A 17,951-nucleotide genomic window follows, 5' to 3' on the forward strand; every position below is an offset into this window, starting at 1 on the left:
TCGTTCTACCTCAGCTTCAGGGTGGCAAGGCCGATCAGCACGAGAATCACGGTGATGATCCAGAAACGGACGATCACGCGTGGCTCGGGCCAGCCCTTGAGTTCAAAGTGGTGATGAATCGGTGCCATGCGGAACACTCGGCGACCGGTCATCTTGAAAGAAGCAACCTGGATCACCACCGACAGGGTTTCCATCACGAACACGCCGCCCATGATGAACAGGACGATTTCCTGACGGACGATGACCGCGATGGTGCCCAGTGCCGCGCCGAGCGCCAGCGCACCGACGTCGCCCATGAACACTTGCGCCGGGTAGGTGTTGAACCAGAGGAATCCGAGGCCGGCACCGATCAGCGCGCCGCAGAACACGATCAGTTCGCCCGCGCCCGGCACGTAAGGAATCAGCAGGTATTCGGCGAATTTCACGTTACCCGACAGGTAGCAGAAGATCCCCAGACCGCCGCCGACCATCACGGTTGGCATGATCGCCAGACCGTCGAGGCCGTCAGTCAGGTTGACCGCGTTGCTTGAGCCGACGATCACGAAGTAGGTCAGCACGATGAACCCGGCGCCCAGCGGAATGCTGTAGTCCTTGAGCATCGGCAGGATCAGCGTGGTTTCCACCGGCGTCGCAGCAGTCATATAAAGGAAGATCGCCGCGCCCAGACCGAACACCGACTGCCAGAAATACTTCCAGCGGCTTGGCAAGCCACGGGAGTTCTTCTCGATCACTTTGCGGTAATCGTCGACCCAGCCGATGGCGCCGAACAGCAGGGTCACCAGCAGCACGACCCACACGTAACGGTTGCTCAGGTCAGCCCACAGCAGGGTGCTGACACCGATGGAGGACAGAATCAGTGCGCCGCCCATGGTCGGCGTACCCGATTTGGACAGGTGCGATTGCGGGCCGTCATTGCGCACGGACTGGCCGATCTGACGGTTCTGCAGGGTGCGGATCATCCACGGGCCATAGCACAGCGACAAAACCAGCGCGGTCAGCACACCGAGGATCCCGCGCAGGGTCAGGTACTGGAAGACCGCGAAGCCTTTGTAGAACTGTTGCAGATACTCCGCTAGCAGCAGCAGCATTAATGTTTCTCCAGACTGGACCCGCACAGAGCCGCAACGATGTTTTCCATCGCTGCACTGCGCGAACCCTTGATCAAAATGGTGGTGTTTGTGTCCTGCTCGGCATCGAGGGCCTGGATCAGTTCGGCTTGCGTGCCGAAGTGATGCGCCTCTTTGCCGAATGCGTTCACGGCGTGGACCATGTTCGGTCCGACCGCGTAAAGCGCGGAAACCTTGCCCCGGGCATATTCGCCCACGTCGCGGTGCCCCTGCTCCGCCCAATCGCCCAACTCGCCGATATCTCCGAGCACCAGGACGGTGCGGCCGGAAAAGCCGGCGAGTATATCAACGGCAGCGCACATGGAGGTGGGGTTTGCGTTGTAAGTGTCATCGATCACGCGCATGCCGTTCTTCGCCAGTTGCGCGACGGTGCGACCCTTGACCGGTTGTACCGCGCCAAGCCCGGTGGCGATGCCGAACAGCGACACGCCCAGAGCGTGCGCGGCAGCAGCGGCGGCCATGGCGTTGGCGACGTTATGGGTGCCGAGCAGGTTCAGTTGAACGTGCTCCACACCTTCAGGTGTATGCAGGTTGAAGGCCGGGCAACCCCGGGCATCGGTGCTCAGGTCGCTGGCGTAGAAATCTGCCTGAGGATTGCTCAGGGAGAAGGTCAGCACCTTGCGTGCGCCGGCGCGGAGCTTCCAGATGCCAAAGGCCTTGTCATCGAGATTGAGCACGGCGACGCCATCCGCCGCCAGACCGTCGATGATCTCGCCTTTGGCTTCGACGATTTTTTCCGGCCCGCCGAACTCGCCAACGTGGGCGGTGCCGGCGTTGTTGAGGATCGCCACGTGCGGCTTGGTCAGCCCGACGGTGTAGGCGATTTCGCCCAGACGCGAAGCGCCCAGTTCGATCACGGCGGCGGTGTGTTCCGGCGCCAGTTCGAGCAGGGTCAGCGGTGCACCGAGATCGTTGTTCAGATTGCCGCGAGTCGCCAGCACCGGACCGCGAGTACGCAGGATGCTCGCGAGCATTTCCTTGACCGTGGTCTTGCCGCTGGAGCCGGTGATGGCCGCCACTGGCTGAGTGAACGCGGCACGGTTCAACGCACCCAACTGGCCGAGGGCCTGGCGGGTGTCCTTGACCAGCAGTTGCGGCAGGGTGCTGTCGGGCACTTCACGCTCGACCAGCGCCGCGACCGCGCCTTTGCCGGCGACGTCGTTCAGATAGTCGTGACCATCGAAGCGCGGGCCAGTCAGGGCAATAAACAGTTGGCCAGCGGTGATCGCCCGGCTATCGATGCTGACGCCATCAAAACTGGCGTCGGTGCTGATCAGACGTGCGTCGAGGACGTTGGTCAGTTCGCTCAACTTCAGGGCCTTAAGCATGAGCCACCTCCCATGCGGTGAGGGCATGATCGGCTTCGACCAGATCGGAGAAAGCGTGACGCTCGCCGTTGATTTCCTGATAGTCCTCATGGCCTTTGCCCGCCAGGACGATCACGTCATCCGCCGAGGCAGCGGCGATCAGTTGGGCGATCGCCTGACCACGACCGGCAACAAAAGTGACTTTATCCACCGCGGTGAAGCCGGCGCGGATGTCGTCGAAAATCTGCGCCGGATCTTCCGTGCGCGGGTTGTCATCGGTGACCAGCACGCGGTCGGCCAGACGTTCGACCACTTCGGCCATCAGCGGACGCTTGCCACGATCACGATCACCACCGCAGCCGAACAGGCATAGCAACTGGCCTTTGACGTGTGGGCGCAACGCGGTCAGAACTTTTTCCAGCGCATCCGGGGTGTGGGCGTAATCGACCACCACCAGCGGCTGAGTGCCGCCACCCAGACGCTGCATGCGTCCGGCCGGGCCTTCGAGCTTCGGCAGCACCTTGAGAATTTCGTCGAGGGCGTAATCCAGACCGAGCAAGGCGCCGACCGCCGCCAGTACGTTGCTCAGGTTGAAACGACCGAGCAGCGTGCTACGCAGGTGATGCTCGCCCTGCGGCGTGACCAGCGTGGCGCGCACGCCGTGGTCATCGAACTGCGCTTCACGGCAGAACAGGTAGGCGCTGTTGTCGAGCAGGCTGTAAGTGATCAGGCGCGAATCGCGCTTATCGGCGGCCAGTTGCCGGCCGAAATCGTCGTCGAGGTTGACCACGCGGCACTTCAGGTCATTCCAGGCGAACAGCTTGGCCTTGGCCTCGGCGTACGCCTCCATGGTGCCGTGATAATCCAGGTGATCGCGGGACAAGTTGGTCATCACCGCAACGTCGAACGCCAATGCGGTAACGCGGCCCTGGTCCAGACCGTGTGACGAGACTTCCATGGCCACGGCTTTGGCCCCGGCCTTTTTCAGGTCGCCCAAGGTCGCTTGCACGGCAATCGGATTCGGCGTGGTGTGCAGGCCGCTTTCCAGCGCGCCATAAAAGCCGGAACCCAGCGTACCGACGATGCCGCAGTGCTGGCCGAGCAGATCCAGAGCCTGCGCAACCAGTTGGGTCACGCTGGTTTTGCCGTTGGTGCCAGTGACCCCGACCAGGTTCAGGTGATGGCTTGGGTCACCATAAAAGCGCCCGGCGATATCGGACAGCTGCGAAGCCAGGCCTTTGACCGGGATCAGCGGCACTTCGGTGATCGGCAGCACGGTGGCGCCTTCCACTTCATAGGCAACCGCCGCCGCGCCGCGCTGCAAGGCATCGGCGATGTGCGCACGGCCATCGAATTTACCGCCCGGCACGGCGAGGAACAGGTCACCGGCGCGTACGTTGCGACTGTCCAGCGCCAACTCACGGATCAGTAGATCGTGGCCGGCGTGGGGGAATATCTTGTTCAGACTAAGAGACATCAGCCGCGCCCTCCATTGGCTTTCAGCGGAACGACCGGGGTGGCGTTGGCCTGTTGGGTGGTCGGCAGGTTGTCCGGGGTCACGTTCATCAGACGCAGAGTGCCGGACATCACACGGCTGAACACCGGCGCCGAAACCAGACCACCGAAGTAACCGGCCTTGGACGGTTCATCGATCACTACCACGATGGCGTAACGCGGATCGCTCATCGGCCCGAAACCGGCGAACAGCGAGCGGTAGGAGTTTTCGGCGTAGCCCTTGGTGCCCACCGAAGTCTTACGCGCAGTACCCGATTTGCCGGCCACGTGATACGCCGGCACCTGCGCACGGAACACGCCGCGCGGTGCTTCGATCACTTGCTGCAACATGCCCTGCATGGTTTTTGCGACCGCTTCCGGCAGGACCTGAGTGGTCTGCGGCGGCTTGTCGGTTTTGATCAGAGTCAATGGTGCGAGACGACCGTTGTTGGCCAGCGCCGAGAACGCGTGCACCAGCTGGATCGCGGTCACGGAAATACCGTAGCCATACGACAGCGTCGCGGTTTCAGCCTTGCGCCAGTCACGGTAGTTCGGCAGGTTGCCGACGCGCTCGCCCGGGAAGCCGAGACCGGTGTCCTGGCCGAGGCCGACTTTCTGCGCGAGACGGTAAATGGTCTCACCGCCGATATCGAACGCGACCTTACTCATGCCGACGTTACTGGAATTGATCAGGATGCCGGTCATGTCGAGTACCGGACCTTCGGTCTTCGAAACGTCCTTGATGGTGTACTTGCCGATCTGCAGCGAGCCCGGGTACACCTCGACGGTGTCGGTCGGTTTCCAGCGGCCGGATTCGATCGCCGCGCTCATCGAGATCGCTTTCATGGTCGAACCCGGTTCGAACACGTCGATCATCGCGCGGTTACGCATCATCGCCGGCTGCAGGTTGCGACGGTTGTTCGGGTTGTAGGTCGGCTGGTTGACCATGGCGAGAATCTCGCCGGTCTTCACGTCCATGATCACCAGACTGCCGGCCTTGGCGCCGTTCTCGATGATCGCGTTGCGCAGCTCGCGGTTGGCCAGGTATTGCAGACGCAGGTCAATCGACAACGCCAAGGGCTTGCCGGCCTTGGCGTTCTTGGTGACCTGGACATCCTTGATCAGCCGACCACGCCGATCCTTGATGACCTGCCGTTTGCCCGGCACCCCGGCCAGCCACTCGTCGTAGGCCAGCTCGACGCCTTCGCGCCCGTGATCGTCAATGTCGGTGAAGCCGACCATGTGTGCGGTGACTTCACCGGCCGGATAGAAGCGGCGGAACTCTTCGATGCCGTAGACGCCCGGCACTTTCAGGTCAAGCACGGCCTGGCCCTGCTCGGGGGTCAACCCGCGCACCAGGTAAATGAATTCTTTGTTGGCCTGGGCTTCAAGACGCTCGGCCAAGGCTTTCGGATCCTGCCCCAGCGCAGCGGCGAGTGCTGGCCACTTTTCTTTGGCCAGTTGCATTTCCTTGGCGTTGGCCCACAGCGTGGTCACCGGCGTACTGACGGCCAGGGGCTCGCCGTTACGGTCAGTAATCAGACCACGGTGTGCAGGAATCGGGATATGACGAACACTGCGCGCGTCGCCCTGCCCCTTGAGGAAGTCTCGGTCGATCACTTGCAGGTCGATGATGCGCCAGCAGATCGCGGCCACCATGACACCGAGCAGACCAACGACCAGACGGAAGCGCCACGGGAAGAGTGCCCCTTCGAGTTTCATCATGGCGCCACCATCTTCACGTCAGCCGCGCCAGGGATGTGCATTTTCAGTTGTTCGGTGGCCAGCACTTCGATGCGGCTGTGCGCGGTCCAGGTGCTCTGTTCGAGAATCAGGCGCCCCCACTCGGCCTGCGCCTTGTCGCGCACGCTGAGTTCGTTATAAAGGGTGTTGAGCAACTGGCGGTTCCAGTGCGCGCTGTAAGACACGCCGATGGCCGACACGAGCACGCCGATAAACAGCAGCAACATGATAAAGCTGCCGCCAGGCAGGGGCTTGGCGAAAAGCTTGCTCACCGCAACTTCTCCGCGACACGCATCACAGCGCTACGGGAACGTGGGTTGGCTTTGAGTTCGGCGTCGGAGGCCGTCTGCGCTTTGCCATGTATTTTGATTTTCGGTTCGAACGCCACGTGGCGCACGGGCAGGTTGCGCGGCAGGTTGTCGGCTTCGCCTTTCACCAATTTGCGCATGAACAGCTTGACGATGCGATCTTCCAGCGAGTGGAAGCTGATGACCACCAGACGGCCGCCAACCTCCAGAGCCTCCAGAGCGGCTTCGAGGCCGGCCTCCAGATCGCCCAGTTCGTTGTTGACGTGAATACGCAGGCCCTGAAATGCACGGGTCGCCGGGTTCTTGCCCTTCTCCCACGCCGGGTTGGCGACTTTGAGGACCTCGGCCAGATCAGCGGTGCGCTCGAACGGCTTGATGTCGCGGCGCTCGGCCACGGCACGGGCCATGCGGCCGGAGAAACGCTCTTCGCCGTATTCCTTGAACACCCGGGCGATTTCTTCCACCGGCGCGGTGTTGACGAATTCGGCGGCACTGATGCCACGGGACGGGTCCATGCGCATGTCCAGTGGGCCGTCATTGAGGAAACTGAAGCCGCGCTCGGCGTCATCCAGCTGCGGCGAAGACACGCCGAGATCGAGCAGGATACCGCTGACCTTGCCGCTCAGACCTTGCTCGGCAACCACTGAACCCAGCTCGGCAAAGCTGCGCTGCACAACGACAAAGCGGCCGTCTTCGGCCGCTAGCGTTTGCCCGGTGGCAATCGCTTGAGGATCCTTGTCGAATCCGATGAGCCGACCGTCCGTCCCAAGCTGGCTGAGGATCAACCGACTGTGCCCGCCGCGACCGAACGTACCGTCCAGATAGCAGCCATCAGGACGTACGGCGAGAGCCTCGACGGCTTCGTCAAGCAGTACGGTGATGTGGTTAAAGCCGCTATCAATAGTCACAGGATCAAATCACGCAGTTCGTCAGGCATGGCGCCCGGTTGTTGAATAGCAGCAAGGTCAGCGGCAGACACCGCGTTCCATGCATCCTCGTCCCACAATTGGAACTTGTTCAGTTGGCCCACCAGCATCGCTTTCTTATCAAGCTTTGCGTATTCGCGCAGACGCGGTGGAACCAGAAAACGACCACTGCCGTCGAGTTCGAGGTCGACGGCATTACCAATCAATAAACGCTGCAGGCGACGGTTCTCTTCGCGAAGCGAAGGGAGTGCGCGCAACTTGGTTTCAATAATTTCCCACTCGTCGAGCGGGTAGACACACAGGCACGGATCAACGGCATCAATGGTCACGATCAATTGACCGGAACTACGCGAAACGAGCTCGTCACGGTACCGGCTCGGCATGGCGAGACGGCCCTTTGCATCGAGACTGATAGCGTTAGCTCCGCGAAACACGTCAGCGTTTCTCCAATTTTTATCGTTTTGAGCTCAAAAAACCCACTTCATGCCACTTTCCGCCACTTGCGCACACTATAGGAATGCGCCCACCACACCGTCAAGGCGCGGATTAAAGGAAAACCCTTACAGAACGGAGATTTAGGAGCTTAAAAGGAGGGGTAACGACAATTTGGCAGATACTTTCGACCAATAACTTGATGCAGCACTGAAAGCTGCGCTCGGAAGTTAAAGTAATTTGTTAAGAGTAAGATTTTTTCGGTATTACAAAAGCGCTTCTGCTGTTGATTGAAGCAAGGTGGGAAATGGCTATTACCGCATTTGCCGCTGCCGGACTTTAGCGCAGGCCTGCCGATAATAACCAGCCCTGATGCCATTGATTCAAGCAGGGAAAGAAAAAGGTGGAGAGTCGATCTGTAAGCCGGGTTCTGTCTTGAACAGTCATTCGTCTACGATGGCCATCACTGGACATCTTTAGCAACCTACCCGGTCCCAGCGCGGGCCACGCCTTGGGACCCTATTTGGTCTTGCTCCAAGTGGGGTTTACCTAGCCACGAACTGTTGCCAGACGTGCGGTGCGCTCTTACCGCACCTTTTCACCCTTACCGGCGCCGAAGCGCTTAGGCGGTTATTTTCTGTGGCACTTTCCGTAGGCTCACGCCTCCCAGGCATTACCTGGCACTTCGCCCTATGGAGCCCGGACTTTCCTCCCCCCCCTAATTTTCATAGAGGGCAGCGACTGTCCGATCGACTCTCCGCCGCGAAGGTTAACGGCAGAGCGCCTGAAGAACAAGCGCTAATAGCCGTGAAACCTGTCTGCGCGACGGCTTACTCGCCCTTCTGCTGATCCAGTGCGACCTGATAGAGCACGTTTTTGCGCTCACCGGTGATTCGTGCGGCCAGGGCGGCGGCACGCTTGAGCGGCATCTCTTCGAGCAGCAGATTGAGGACGCGCATCGCTTCGCTGCTGACGGCGTCTTCGGACTCCGGTGCAGACCAGCCTGCGACCAGCACCACACACTCGCCCCGCTGCTGATTGCTGTCGGCCTCGACAAACGCACGCAGCTCAGCCAGCGGCAACCCCTTAAGCGTTTCGAACGTCTTGGTGATTTCCCGGGCCAGCAATGCCTGACGCTCGCCACCGAACACGGCTTCCATGTCCTGCAGGCATTCGAGAATACGGTGCGGGGCCTCGTAGAAAATCAGCGTGCGCGGCTCTTCCTTGACCGCTTCCAGACGCGCCTTGCGCCCCACCGACTTGGCCGGCAGGAAACCTTCGAAGATGAACCGGTCGGAGGGCAGACCCGCCGCTGACAACGCCGCGATCAACGCACAAGCACCCGGCACCGGCACCACATTGATCCCCGCTGCCCGCGCCTGACGCACCAGGTGATAACCCGGATCGGAGATCAGCGGCGTCCCGGCATCGGAAATCAGCGCGACGTTATCGCCCGCCAGCAAACGGGTAATAAAGCGGCTACCTTCATCACGTTCGTTGTGTTCGTGGCACGCGGCCAACGGCGTCGAAATGCCGAAGTGCTGCATCAACCGCGCCGAGTGCCGCGTATCCTCGGCGGCAATCAGCGCCACTTCGCGGAGGATTTTCAGGGCCCGGGCGCTGATGTCGTCCAGGTTGCCGATGGGCGTCGCCACCACATAAAGCGAGCCAGCAGCGGAATTCAAAGGACCTGGAGCAGTCAAAGCGCACACCTCATGATCGGTAAAAGCCGGCATTGTAGCGCGTCACGAGGCTTGCGATGCGTTCCGGCCGAAGCCGGTTTTGCGCGTCTTTGTGCCGCACAGCAACATTTGCTCCAGCTAAATTGACGGTTTCACACCAGTAACATCGCGCCCCGGCCAGCGCTTGGGTACAATTCCACGCTAATTTGATCGAGTATCAGGAACACTTACATGATCGCTTGCCTGCGGCTGTTCACTGCCCTCTGCCTCGCTGCCTTGCTGGCGGCCTGCGCCAGCTCCCCTTCCTCCAGCCTTGGCGAACTTCCACGGACCCCGGATGCCAGCATCGAGCAACTGCTCGAACAGGCTACCCAGGCCAAGACACCGGAAAAAGCCGCCCTGTTGCGCTTGAGCGCGGCAGACCTGGCTTACCGCCAGGGTAATGCCGGCCAGTCCGCGCAGATCCTGCAACAAGTGCCGATGGAGCAACTCAAGCCAGGCCAGCAGATCTTCGCCAGCACCCTGTCCGCTGAACTGGCGATGACTCGCAATCAGCCGAAAGCCGCGCTGACTGCCCTGAGCCATCCGAGCCTGCAGCATCTGAGCGAAATGCCGGAAGACCAGCAAGTGCGCACCGGCACCGTGCATGCCCGCGCGCTGGAAGCCGATGGCCAGACCCTGGCGGCCGCGCGCGAGCGCATCTTCATCGCACCAATGCTCAAAGGCGAAGCCGCGAGCAAGAACCACGAAGCGATCTGGACCCTGATCGCTTCGCTGCCAACCGATCAACTGCAACCCAATACCTCCGACGACCTCGGTGGCTGGATGGGCCTGGCCCTGGCAGTGAAAACTGCCGGCACCCTGGAGCAGCAGCAAGCCGCGATCGATACCTGGCGCGCACAAAACCCGAAACACCCGGCTGCTATCAACCTGCCGCTGCCCCTGACCAAACTCAAGGAGCTGGCCAGCCAGCCCCTGAGCAAAATCGCCCTGCTGCTGCCGCAAGACGGCCCACTGGCCTCGGTCGGCAAGGCCCTGCGTGAAGGTTTCATGGCGGCGCACTATCAAGCGCAACAGGCCGGCCAGAAGCCGCCCGCCATCGAGTTCTACGACAGCTCCAAGCTGACCTCGATGGACGAGTTCTACCGCAAGGCCCAGGCTGATGGCGTGCAACTGGTGGTCGGTCCGCTGGAGAAACCACTGGTCAAACAACTGAGCACTCGTCCGCAACTGCCGATCACCACCCTCGCATTGAACTACAGCGAAGGTGATCAAGGTCCGGCGCAACTGTTCCAGTTCGGTCTGGCGGCTGAAGACGAAGCCCGCGAAGTTTCGCGTCGTGCCCGCGCCGACGGCCTGCACCGTGCGGCAATCATGGTGCCGAAAGGCGAATGGGGCGACCGCGTACTGCGTGCGTTCAGCCAGGACTGGCAAGCCAACGGCGGCAGCATCGTCGCCACCGAGCGTGTCGATCAGCCAGTGCAACTGGCCCAGCAGATCGCCGACATGTTCCAGCTGCGTCAAAGTGAGGCCCGCGCCAAGAGCCTGCAGAATGCTGCCGGCACCAACGTAGCCGCACAGCCTTCGCGTCGTCAGGACATCGAGTTCATTTTCCTCGCCGCCACCCCGCAACAGGCGCAGCAGATCAAGCCGACCCTGAATTTCCAGTACGCGGGTGACGTTCCGGTATACGCGACTTCCCACGTCTACAGCGCCAGCGGCGATGTGAACCAGTACAACGACATGAACGGCGTGCGCTTCTGCGAAACCCCATGGCTGCTCGAAGCCAACGACCCGCTGCGCCAGCAAGTCACCGCGCAATGGCCACAAGCGGCCGGCAGCCTCGGCCGCCTGTACGCCATGGGCGTCGATGCCTACCGTCTGGCACCGCGCCTGGGTCAGTTGAAGGCGCTGCCGGACAGCCGCATCGAAGGTCAGTCGGGCAGCTTGGGCATGACCCAGACCCAACGTGTAGTGCGGCAGTTGCCATGGGCGCAGTTCGTCAACGGTCAGGTTCAACGCCTGCCGGACACCCCGCGCTGATGCCCGACAGCTCGCACCTGCAAAGCGGTAAAGATGCCGAGCGCCAAGCGCTCGAGCATCTGCAACACCACGGTCTGCGCCTGCTGGCGCAGAACTGGTCATGCAAACGGGGCGAGCTTGATCTGGTCATGCTTGATGGCGATACAGTAGTATTCGTCGAAGTCCGCTACAGAAAAAACACTCAATGGGGTGGCGCGCTCGCTAGCATCGATGAGCGCAAACGGCAAAAACTGATTTTCGCCGCACAGTATTTTCTTCAGCGTGAGTCACGCTGGGCCGATTCCCCTTGCCGCTTCGACGTGGTGGCCATCGACAGGCACCCGGATCAATTGAACTGGCTGCAGAATGCGTTCGATGGTTGATTCTCTGCACACCACCCCGGACACTTTCACCGACAATTTTTGCTCTTTGCTTTGCGGGCTGCACATTCACGTGCCGAACAGCCGCGCCACTTAAGGTCACACAGATGGACATGCAATCCCGAATTCGCCAGCTTTTCCAGGCCAGTATCGACACCAAGCAACAGGCGATGGACGTACTTGCACCGCACATCGAGCAAGCCAGCCAGATCATGGTCAACGCCCTGCTCAACGAAGGCAAAATGCTTTCGTGCGGCAACGGTGGCTCTGCCGGCGACGCCCAGCACTTCTCCTCGGAGCTGCTCAACCGCTTCGAGCGCGAACGCCCGAGCTTGCCGGCCATCGCCCTGACCACCGACAGCTCGACGATCACCTCGATCGCCAACGACTACAGCTACAACGAAGTGTTCTCCAAGCAGATCCGCGCACTGGGTCAACCAGGCGACGTATTGCTGGCGATTTCGACCAGCGGTAACTCGGCGAACATTATTCAGGCGATCCAGGCCGCACATGATCGCGAAATGATTGTCGTAGCATTGACCGGACGCGATGGCGGCGGCATGGCGTCATTGCTATTGCCCGAGGACGTCGAGATTCGCGTACCGGCCAACGTCACTGCACGTATTCAGGAAGTCCACTTGCTGGCGATCCATTGCCTTTGCGATCTGATCGACAGCCAACTGTTCGGGAGTGAAGAATGACCCCTAATCGCCTTGGCCTTCTGGCCTTGACCCTGTGCCTCGGCATCAGCGGCTGCACCTCGGTGGTGAATGCCAGCCGTGAAGCGCCGATTGAAGACGACCGCGGCACCCGAACCTTCGGCAGCAAAATCGACGACTCGCTGATCGAGACCAAAGTCGGCGTCAACGTGGCCAAGGCCGACCCAGGCCTGGACAAGGACTCGCATATCGTCGTCACCAGCTTCAACGGCGTGGTGCTGCTCGCCGGCCAGACGCCGCGCGAAGACCTCAAGGCCAAGGCCGAACAGGCCGCCGCCAACGTCCAGCGCGTGAAGACGGTGCACAACGAGCTGCAAGTGATTGCGCCGTCGAGCTTCCTCGCCCGCCAGAACGATGCCTGGCTGACCACCAAGATCAAGACCCAGATGCTGACCGATGCCAGCATTCCCGGCTCGCGCATCAAGGTCGTGACCGAGAATGGCATCGTCTATCTGCTGGGCCTGCTGACCAAGCAGGAAGCGCAACAGGCGACCAACCTGGTGCAGAGCGTTTCCGGTGTGCAGAAAATCGTGAAGCTGTTCGAATACATCGACTGAGGTGCACTTCTGTAGGAGCTGTCGAGAGAAACGAGGCTGCGATCTTTTGATCGTCAAAAACAAGATCAAAAGTTCGCAGCCTTCGGCAGCTCCTACGTAATAAAAAAGGCGACCCTTTCGGATCGCCTTTTTTATTACTTCACCACTTTCAAACTTGGCCGACCGCTTGGGCGCGGCGGCTCGCTGTCCGGTGGCGGCAAGTCGTCATCGGGTTCGATATCGTCTTCGTCATCCATCGGCGACTCGAGATCGAAGACCATGCCCTGCCCGTTCTCCCGGGCATAGATGCCCAGAATCGCGCTGATCGGCACATACAGACTGTGCGGAACGCCACCGAAGCGACCCTCGAAGGTCACCACGTCGTTGTCCATGTGCAAGTGACGCACGGCGCTGGGCGAAATGTTCAGGACGATCTGCCCGTCACTGGCAAAACCCTGCGGCACCTGCACCGCCGGGTATTCGGAATTGACCAGCATGTGCGGGGTGCAATCGTTATCCACAATCCACTCGTAGAGCGCGCGGACCAGATAAGGTCGACTGGAGTTCATAGCGGCTCCTTAAGCCTTAGCGCATATCGCGTTCGACGCCAGACAGACTCGCCTGGAAAGCCTCACGCGCAAACTGGCGCTCCATATAATCAAGCAGCGGCTTGGCCGGCCGCGGCAGTTCAATACCCAGAATCGGCAAACGCCAGAGTATTGGCAATAGGCAGCAATCCACCAGACTTTGTTCCTCACTGAGGAAAAACGGCTTGTCGGCAAACAGCGGCGACACGCCCGTCAGGCTTTCACGCAATTCCTTGCGCGCCACGACACGCGCGGCCTCCTTGGTTTTCGGATCAAGAATCAGATCCACAAGACCACACCAGTCACGCTGAATACGGTGAATCAGCAGACGGCTGTTGGCACGCGCCACCGGATAAACCGGCATCAGTGGCGGATGCGGGTAACGCTCATCCAGATATTCCATCACCACGGTCGACTCCCACAACGCCAGGTCGCGATCGACCAGCGTCGGGAGACTGCCGTAAGGGTTCACCTCAATCAGTTTAGGCGGCTGGCGACCAGCTTCCACGTAAATGATTTCGGCGCTGACACCCTTCTCTGCAAGCACGATGCGCACTCGGTGGGAATAGTGGTCGGCGGGGTCGGAGTAACAGGCCAACCGATTGGTCACGCCCATGGCGATCCTCCTCGCTTGTTGAAATTATCGGAACCGGAAAAACGCGCGCGCCCAGAGGGCGCCTCACGCACTGCCTGGCGAACCAGGCGTTGCGTTTTCAGAGGCACCCTTGGGCGCGCGCGATTAACAGCAATGCTTGAAGCGTATCAGTGCACGTCTTTCCAGTATTCACGCTTGAGCAGATAGGCGAACACAAAGAAGAACGCCAGGTACAGCAAGACGTAAGTACCGATGCGCTGATGTTGCAGCTTAACCGGGTTAGCCGAGTAAGCCAGGAAGGTTACCAGATTCTTGACCTTCTCATCGAACTGCTCTTCATTCAGAGCACCGGTTTTCGGCACGATGGTCAACTGATCGCACGCTTCATGCGTCAGCGGCGTACCGGTCAGCGGATCGTATTGCTTCTTGCCATCCTCGACGATCTGCACTTGCTTGCAGCCCACGACCTGGCGACCTTGCAGGCCGACCAGCACGTTAGGCATGCCGACGTTCGGGAAGACCTTGTTGTTCACGCCCCATGGGCGCGCAGGATCTTCGTAGAACGAGCGCAGATAACCGTAGAGCCAGTCGGTGCCACGCACGCGCGCCACCAGGGTCAGGTCCGGCGGTGCTGCACCGAACCAGGTCTTGGCGTCAGCCGGTTGCATACCGATGTTCATGTGGTCACCGATCTTGGCACCGGTGAAGACGAGTTTTTCCAGCATCATGTCATGCGGGATCCCCAGGTCATCGGCAACGCGCTCGTAACGCTGGAACTTGGCACTGTGGCAACCCATGCAGTAGTTGGCAAAGGTACGCGCACCATCCTGCAGGGCAGCCTTGTCGGAAACGTCGATGTCGACTTTTTCCAGATCCGGACCATGTTCGGCAGCAAAAGACAGCACAGGCAGAGCAGCAAAAATCAGAGCAAAAAATAACTTTTTCATCAGCCAGTCACCCTTTCCGGAACCGGTTTGGTCTTCTCGAGCCTGGTGTAGAAAGGCATCAGAATGAAGTAAGCGAAGTACAGAAAGGTGCAGACCTGCGAGATCAGCGTGCGCTCAGGCGTCGGAGCCAGAACACCGAGAATGCCGAGGATCACGAACGCGACGCAGAACACCAACAGCCAGACTTTGCTCATCCAGCCCTTGTAGCGCATCGATTTCACCGGACTGCGATCAAGCCACGGCAGCACGAACAGCAAGGCAATCGACGCCCCCATGGCGATAACGCCCATGAGCTTGTCCGGGATTGCCCGCAAGATTGCGTAGAACGGTGTGAAGTACCAGACCGGTGCAATGTGCTCTGGAGTCTTGAACGGGTTGGCTTGCTCGAAGTTTGGCTTTTCGAGGAAGTAGCCGCCCATTTCCGGGAAGAAGAACACAATGAAGCAGAAGATGAACAGGAACACCACTACGCCGACGATGTCTTTCACGGTGTAGTAAGGGTGGAAGGCGATGCCGTCCAGCGGGATGCCGTTTTCGTCTTTGTGCTTCTTGATGTCGACGCCATCAGGGTTGTTCGAGCCGACTTCGTGCAGCGCCAGAATGTGCAGCACCACCAGACCGAGGATCACGATCGGCAGGGCCACGACGTGCAGGGCGAAGAAGCGGTTCAGGGTGATCCCGGAAATCAGGTAGTCACCACGAATCCACTGGGTCAGGTCGTTGCCGATGACGGGAATCGCACCGAACAGCGAGATGATCACCTGGGCACCCCAGTAGGACATCTGACCCCACGGCAGCAGATAACCCATGAAGGCTTCAGCCATCAGCGCCAGATAGATCAGCATGCCGAACACCCACACCAGTTCACGGGGTTTCTGGTACGAACCGTAGAGCAGGCCACGGAACATGTGCAGATAGACCACGATGAAAAACGCCGAAGCGCCGGTGGAGTGCAGCAGGCGCAAGATCGAGCCGTACTCGACGTCGCGCATGATGTATTCGACGGAAGCGAACGCCTCTTCTGCCGACGGCGTATAGCTCATCGTCAGCCAGACACCGGTGACGATCTGGTTGACCAGCACCAGCAGCGCCAGCGAGCCGAAGAAATAGAAGAAGTTGAAGTTTTTTGGCGCGTAATACTTGCTGAGATGGTCTTCCCACATTTTGGTCGCAGGGAAGCGCGCATCAACCCAATCCATGAACTTGCTCATCACGCTTTCTCCGTATCGACGCCAATGACAATCAGGTCATCGGTCTCATAGGAATGCGGGGGAACTGGCAGGTTCAAAGGCGCGGGTTGCGACTTGTAGACGCGGCCAGCCAGATCGTAGTGGGAACCGTGGCAAGGGCAGAAATAGCCACCGACCCAGTCTTTACCCAGATCCGCAGGTGCCACTTCGGGACGGAAAGTTGGTGAGCAACCCAGGTGAGTGCAGATACCGATCAGCAGCAGAATTTCCGGCTTGATCGAACGCACTTCGGGGTCGACATAGGTAGGTTGCGTGGAGTTTTTGGAAGTCGGATCGGAGAGCTGGCCCTCGATCTTCTTGAGATTCCCCAGGATTTCCGCAGTACGGCGGACAATGAACACCGGCTGGCCGCGCCACTCGGCAATCATCTGCTGTCCTGGCTCAATCTTGCTGACATTCACTTTCACCGGTGCACCGGCGGCTTTCGCCTTGGCACTGGGAAACCATGACCCCACGAACGGGACCGCAGCCCCCACCGCTCCTGCAGCACCCACCACGGACGTGGCTGCTACCAAGAAGCGACGCCGGCCTGCATTCACGCCGTCATTGCTCATTCAGTCCTCTCCCATCAGCTTTTGTGGCCTGTTAAATCAGGCATCTACTAAATAAATCAATGTTACTTATAAAAATTTTGCCGAGATGGTAATGAAAAGCCCCAATTCTGACAAGGGAATTACCCGGAGCTCCCACCCTCAAGCCTTGTAGTATAGGGGGTCTACGAATGTGGCAAGTTGTCACAGCGCAATTCTTTAATAAATCGCAGGCATAAAAAAACGCCCGGTTCCGTGAGGAATCGGGCGTTCTTTTTTGAACGTGGAAACGAATTAACGCTTCGAGTACTGCGGACGCTTACGCGCTTTACGCAGACCAACTTTCTTACGTTCAACTTCACGGGCGTCGCGAGTAACGAAGCCAGCTTTGCGCAGAGCGCTACGCAGGGTTTCGTCGTAGTCCATCAGAGCGCGAGTGATGCCGTGGCGGATTGCGCCAGCCTGACCACTTACACCACCGCCGATCACGGTGACGTAGATGTCGAATTTCTCGACAGTCTCGGTCAGCTCCAGCGGCTGACGAACTACCATGCGGGCAGTTTCGCGGCCGAAGAAGTTATCCAGCGAACGGTTGTTGATGGAGATGTTACCAGTACCCGGACGCAGGAAAACGCGTGCGGTTGCGGTCTTGCGACGGCCAGTGCCGTAATTTTGAGTCGCCGACATAATGAACTATTCCGTTAAATCTTCAGTTCTTGGGGCTGCTGAGCAGTATGAGGGTGTGCAGCGCCCGCATAGACTTTCAGCTTACGGTACATGTCGCGACCCAGTGGGTTTTTAGGCAGCATGCCTTTAACCGCGGTCTCGATCACGCGCTCAGGGGCTTTGGCGATCAGCTTTTCAAAGTTGATCGACTTGATGCCGCCCGGGAAACCGGAGTGGGAGTAGTACATTTTGTCAGTGGTTTTAGCGCCGGTAACACGGATCTGCTCGGCGTTGATTACGACGATGTAGTCGCCAGTGTCAACGTGAGGAGTGTATTCAGGCTTGTGCTTGCCACGCAGACGGCTCGCGATTTCGGTGGCCAGACGACCCAGGGTCTGACCAGCAGCGTCGACGACAAACCAGTCGCGCTTTACTGTTTCCGGTTTAGCAGTAAAAGTTTTCATTCTTTATAGCCTCAGGGGCCGCCTGTAAATAAGACGGCGGATCTTACTGAATAGTGCGTACTTTGACAAGTCAAAGGCAGCCGGATACAGACGCTTTCGGGGGCTCGGGTCGGCGCGTCCGTTCAACGGCAAGATTCTTCGGCGGCGGCGCATCACTTCCACTGCAGAAAGAGGTCGGCAATTATGCAGATTGCGAAAAATTTTTCAACCTGCTTTTATGATTGTTTTGCCCAAGG

19 protein-coding genes and 1 other RNA gene are annotated in these 17,951 nt (G+C 59.5%); 4 read left to right on the forward strand and 16 right to left on the reverse strand.

Annotated features, from left to right (window positions below; translation table 11 throughout):
- Positions 1-5: 5 nt before the first annotated feature.
- The 9 genes from mraY to rsmI all read right to left on the reverse strand — a co-directional run bounded on the left by mraY (position 6) and on the right by rsmI (position 9,073).
- On the reverse strand, positions 6-1,088 hold the full coding sequence (mraY, locus tag M0814_RS27910; protein WP_003228019.1) for a phospho-N-acetylmuramoyl-pentapeptide-transferase: 1,083 nt from the start codon (positions 1,086-1,088) through the stop codon (positions 6-8).
- Positions 1,088-2,455: a UDP-N-acetylmuramoyl-tripeptide--D-alanyl-D-alanine ligase gene (gene murF, locus M0814_RS27915; protein WP_103485642.1), complete on the reverse strand. Its 1,368-nt coding sequence runs from the start codon at positions 2,453-2,455 to the stop codon at positions 1,088-1,090. Before murF ends, mraY begins: the two co-directional genes overlap by 1 nt.
- Entirely contained in the window at positions 2,448-3,911 is a 1,464-nt protein-coding gene (locus tag M0814_RS27920) for a UDP-N-acetylmuramoyl-L-alanyl-D-glutamate--2,6-diaminopimelate ligase (protein WP_103485641.1), read from the reverse strand. The genes murF and M0814_RS27920 overlap by 8 nt, the downstream gene beginning before the upstream one ends.
- Positions 3,911-5,650 (reverse strand): penicillin-binding protein 2, encoded by a 1,740-nt coding sequence (locus M0814_RS27925; RefSeq protein WP_177434774.1) that lies wholly within the window; start codon positions 5,648-5,650, stop codon positions 3,911-3,913. Before M0814_RS27925 ends, M0814_RS27920 begins: the two co-directional genes overlap by 1 nt.
- On the reverse strand, positions 5,650-5,943 hold the full coding sequence (ftsL, locus tag M0814_RS27930) for a cell division protein FtsL (RefSeq protein WP_003228022.1): 294 nt from the start codon (positions 5,941-5,943) through the stop codon (positions 5,650-5,652). Before ftsL ends, M0814_RS27925 begins: the two co-directional genes overlap by 1 nt.
- Positions 5,940-6,881 carry a 16S rRNA (cytosine(1402)-N(4))-methyltransferase RsmH gene (gene rsmH / locus M0814_RS27935; RefSeq protein WP_086803559.1) on the reverse strand — a complete coding sequence of 314 codons (942 nt, stop codon included), beginning with the start codon at positions 6,879-6,881 and terminating at the stop codon, positions 5,940-5,942. Before rsmH ends, ftsL begins: the two co-directional genes overlap by 4 nt.
- A 2-nt stretch (positions 6,882-6,883) precedes the next feature.
- Positions 6,884-7,339, reverse strand: a complete 456-nt coding sequence (gene mraZ, locus M0814_RS27940) for a division/cell wall cluster transcriptional repressor MraZ (protein ID WP_003228026.1) — start codon at positions 7,337-7,339, stop codon at positions 6,884-6,886.
- Positions 7,340-7,740: 401 nt separating this feature from the next.
- An RNA gene (gene rnpB, locus M0814_RS27945) (RNase P RNA component class A) lies at positions 7,741-8,094 on the reverse strand.
- 73 nt (positions 8,095-8,167) lie between these two features.
- Entirely contained in the window at positions 8,168-9,073 is a 906-nt protein-coding gene (gene rsmI / locus M0814_RS27950) for a 16S rRNA (cytidine(1402)-2'-O)-methyltransferase (RefSeq protein WP_103485639.1), read from the reverse strand.
- Between the two features lie 177 nt (positions 9,074-9,250).
- Between rsmI and M0814_RS27955 the strand changes: the two genes are divergently transcribed.
- From M0814_RS27955 to M0814_RS27970, 4 genes are all read left to right on the forward strand, one after another.
- The gene (locus tag M0814_RS27955) at positions 9,251-11,062 is read left to right on the forward strand and encodes a penicillin-binding protein activator (protein WP_003228032.1); all 1,812 of its coding nucleotides are present in this window, start codon (positions 9,251-9,253) and stop codon (positions 11,060-11,062) included.
- Positions 11,062-11,424 (forward strand): YraN family protein, encoded by a 363-nt coding sequence (locus tag M0814_RS27960; protein ID WP_003228044.1) that lies wholly within the window; start codon positions 11,062-11,064, stop codon positions 11,422-11,424. The genes M0814_RS27955 and M0814_RS27960 overlap by 1 nt, the downstream gene beginning before the upstream one ends.
- A gap of 104 nt (positions 11,425-11,528) precedes the next feature.
- Complete coding sequence (locus M0814_RS27965) at positions 11,529-12,122, forward strand: phosphoheptose isomerase (RefSeq protein ID WP_003228045.1); 594 nt, start codon at positions 11,529-11,531, stop codon at positions 12,120-12,122.
- Positions 12,119-12,697: a BON domain-containing protein gene (locus M0814_RS27970; RefSeq protein WP_103485638.1), complete on the forward strand. Its 579-nt coding sequence runs from the start codon at positions 12,119-12,121 to the stop codon at positions 12,695-12,697. The genes M0814_RS27965 and M0814_RS27970 overlap by 4 nt, the downstream gene beginning before the upstream one ends.
- Before the next feature lie 134 nt (positions 12,698-12,831).
- Here the strand turns inward: M0814_RS27970 and M0814_RS27975 are convergent, their stop codons facing one another.
- From M0814_RS27975 to rplM, 7 genes are all read right to left on the reverse strand, one after another.
- Positions 12,832-13,245 (reverse strand): ClpXP protease specificity-enhancing factor, encoded by a 414-nt coding sequence (locus M0814_RS27975; protein ID WP_003228047.1) that lies wholly within the window; start codon positions 13,243-13,245, stop codon positions 12,832-12,834.
- A gap of 16 nt (positions 13,246-13,261) precedes the next feature.
- Entirely contained in the window at positions 13,262-13,879 is a 618-nt protein-coding gene (locus M0814_RS27980; protein ID WP_003228048.1) for a glutathione S-transferase N-terminal domain-containing protein, read from the reverse strand.
- A gap of 146 nt (positions 13,880-14,025) precedes the next feature.
- Positions 14,026-14,805 carry a cytochrome c1 gene (locus M0814_RS27985; RefSeq protein WP_003228049.1) on the reverse strand — a complete coding sequence of 260 codons (780 nt, stop codon included), beginning with the start codon at positions 14,803-14,805 and terminating at the stop codon, positions 14,026-14,028.
- Positions 14,805-16,016 carry a cytochrome bc complex cytochrome b subunit gene (locus M0814_RS27990; protein WP_003228050.1) on the reverse strand — a complete coding sequence of 404 codons (1,212 nt, stop codon included), beginning with the start codon at positions 16,014-16,016 and terminating at the stop codon, positions 14,805-14,807. Before M0814_RS27990 ends, M0814_RS27985 begins: the two co-directional genes overlap by 1 nt.
- Positions 16,016-16,609 carry a ubiquinol-cytochrome c reductase iron-sulfur subunit gene (gene petA, locus M0814_RS27995; protein WP_003228055.1) on the reverse strand — a complete coding sequence of 198 codons (594 nt, stop codon included), beginning with the start codon at positions 16,607-16,609 and terminating at the stop codon, positions 16,016-16,018. The genes M0814_RS27990 and petA overlap by 1 nt, the downstream gene beginning before the upstream one ends.
- A gap of 270 nt (positions 16,610-16,879) precedes the next feature.
- A complete protein-coding gene (gene rpsI, locus M0814_RS28000; RefSeq protein WP_003228056.1) occupies positions 16,880-17,272 on the reverse strand; it encodes a 30S ribosomal protein S9 in 393 nt (130 codons plus the stop codon).
- Between the two features lie 14 nt (positions 17,273-17,286).
- A complete protein-coding gene (gene rplM, locus M0814_RS28005) occupies positions 17,287-17,715 on the reverse strand; it encodes a 50S ribosomal protein L13 (protein ID WP_003228062.1) in 429 nt (142 codons plus the stop codon).
- Positions 17,716-17,951 lie beyond the last annotated feature (236 nt).

It is taken from the genome of Pseudomonas sp. MWU12-2020 (genome assembly GCF_023100605.1).
Classification (GTDB): domain Bacteria; phylum Pseudomonadota; class Gammaproteobacteria; order Pseudomonadales; family Pseudomonadaceae; genus Aquipseudomonas; species Aquipseudomonas fluorescens_H.